The following is a 1,026-nucleotide window of genomic DNA, read 5'->3' as shown; positions in this document are numbered from 1 at the left end:
TGGCCGGGGGCGGGGTGCGCCTGGTGCTGCGCGGCCTGGCCTTGCAGGCCCTGGGTGTGCTGCTGGGCCTGGCCTTGTTCGGCCTGCAGCTGCAGCCCGATGCCACCCGCTGGACCGTGCTGGCCTGCCTGCCGCTGCTGGTTTGCCAGCCGATCTTGATCAGCCACATCGCCCGCAAGGCCATCCACCGGCTCAAAAAACAAAGCCAGGTGCTGGAGCACCAAAGCCAGCATGACGGTCTATCGGGCCTGTACAACCGCAGCCACTGGGAGCAACTGGTGCGCTCCGAGTTCGCCCGGTTTCGCCGCCAGAGCCAGCCCGCTGTGCTGGTGATGGCCGATCTGGACCACTTCAAGCGCATCAACGACCTGCACGGCCACGCCGCGGGCGACCAGGCGATCCGCCGCTTTGCCACCGCCCTGCAACGGGTGCTGCGGGAAACCGATGTCTGTGGCCGCTACGGTGGTGAAGAGTTTGGCCTGCTGCTGCCCATGACCTCGGCCAGCGCCGCCCGCGATGTGCTGGACCGCCTGCGCCGCAACCTGCACGACCAGCCGCTGCTGGACGGCGTGCTGGTCACCGCCAGCTTCGGCGTGGCCGAGCTCACCGCCGATGTCCCCACCGTGGAAGCCTGGCTGCGCCTGGCCGACCAGATGCTGTACCGCGCCAAGCACCGCGGCCGCGACTGCGTGATGGTGCTGGGTGAAGATGCCGCCACCCAGCCCGGTGCGCTGGCACCCATCGTTGCCCGGCCTAGCTACAGCACCCCGGCGGCGCTGGCCGACCCGTTGCGGGTGTCTCAGCTATTGGCGGGCTTGGACATTGCCGATGCCCCGTTTGCGCTGTTTGACCCGGCGGACCGGCTGGCGGTGGCGAATGCCGCGTTTTTGCAGGTTTTTGCCGTGCCGCCCGAAGCCCTGGGCTTTGCCGACATCGTGCGCCACGCTTACGCGCACCGGGTGGGTCCGCGCATCACCACCGACGGTGTCGAAGCTTGGCTGCGCGCGGCGGACGGCAAGCGGCGCC

1 protein-coding gene is annotated in these 1,026 nt (G+C 69.3%); it reads left to right on the top strand.

Features of this window, described 5'->3' with window-relative positions; genetic code table 11:
- A partial coding sequence (locus tag AC097L_RS26375) for a diguanylate cyclase (RefSeq protein ID WP_479589642.1) occupies window positions 1-1,026 on the top strand: 1,026 nt, incomplete at both ends.

The sequence above is a fragment of the Rhodoferax sp. RT5P35 genome (assembly GCF_056521385.1).
The sequence above is the reverse complement of the archived record's forward strand: the minus strand, read 5'-3'. Positions and strand labels throughout refer to the sequence as shown.